Here is a 1,042-nt window from a genome sequence, read left to right as displayed (position 1 = left end):
TGCTTTATCATTGCATTTGTAGCAGCACCCCCAGTTGACATCGACGGTATCCGCGAACCAGTAGCTGGTTCTTTAATGTATGGAAACAATATTATTTCCGGCGCCGTAGTTCCTTCTTCCAATGCAATTGGTCTTCACTTCTACCCAATTTGGGAAGCAGCTTCTTTAGATGAGTGGCTTTACAATGGTGGTCCTTACCAGTTAGTAGTATTCCACTTCCTGATTGGCGTATTCTGCTACATGGGTCGTGAGTGGGAACTTTCTTACCGCTTAGGTATGCGTCCTTGGATTTGCGTAGCTTACTCTGCACCAGTCGCAGCAGCAACCGCAGTATTCTTGGTCTACCCAATTGGTCAAGGTTCATTCTCCGACGGTATGCCTTTAGGTATCTCTGGAACGTTCAACTTCATGTTGGTATTCCAAGCAGAACACAATATATTAATGCACCCCTTCCACCAATTAGGTGTAGCTGGTGTGTTCGGTGGTTCGTTATTCTCTGCAATGCACGGTTCACTAGTAACTTCTTCCTTGGTTCGTGAAACAACCGAAACCGAAAGCCAAAACTACGGTTACAAGTTCGGTCAAGAAGAAGAAACCTACAACATTGTTGCAGCACACGGTTACTTCGGTCGTTTGATATTCCAATACGCTTCATTCAACAACAGCCGCAGCTTGCACTTCTTCCTCGCTGCATGGCCAGTAGTTGGAATTTGGTTTACCTCTTTGGGTATTTCCACAATGGCTTTCAACTTGAACGGTTTCAACTTTAACCAATCAGTAATTGACAGCCAAGGTCGCGTCATCAACACATGGGCTGACATTATCAACCGCGCTAACCTCGGTATGGAAGTAATGCACGAGCGTAACGCTCACAACTTCCCTCTTGACTTAGCAAGTGGCGATGCTTCACCTGTCGCATTATCGGCGCCTGCAATCAACGGTTAATAGTTGACAGCTAAATAATTAAACCCACATTCCGCACTTCAATTTGAAGTACAAAAGATTACAACCAAGAAAAAAGCAAAAATTCAGGATGACGAAG

General features: G+C 44.7%; 1 protein-coding gene. It reads left to right on the top strand.

Features of this window, described 5'->3' with window-relative positions; translation table 11 throughout:
• Positions 1–945: photosystem II reaction center subunit D1 (psbA, locus tag DSM106972_RS48620; RefSeq protein ID WP_233787981.1), on the top strand; the 945-nt coding region annotated here is incomplete at its 5' end.
• Between the last annotated feature and the right edge of the window lie 97 nt (positions 946–1,042).

Origin of the sequence: Dulcicalothrix desertica PCC 7102 (genome assembly GCF_003991905.1) — a bacterium.
Classification (GTDB): Bacteria; Cyanobacteriota; Cyanobacteriia; order Cyanobacteriales; family Nostocaceae; genus Dulcicalothrix; species Dulcicalothrix desertica.
The sequence above is the reverse complement of the archived record's forward strand: the minus strand, read 5'-3'. Positions and strand labels throughout refer to the sequence as shown.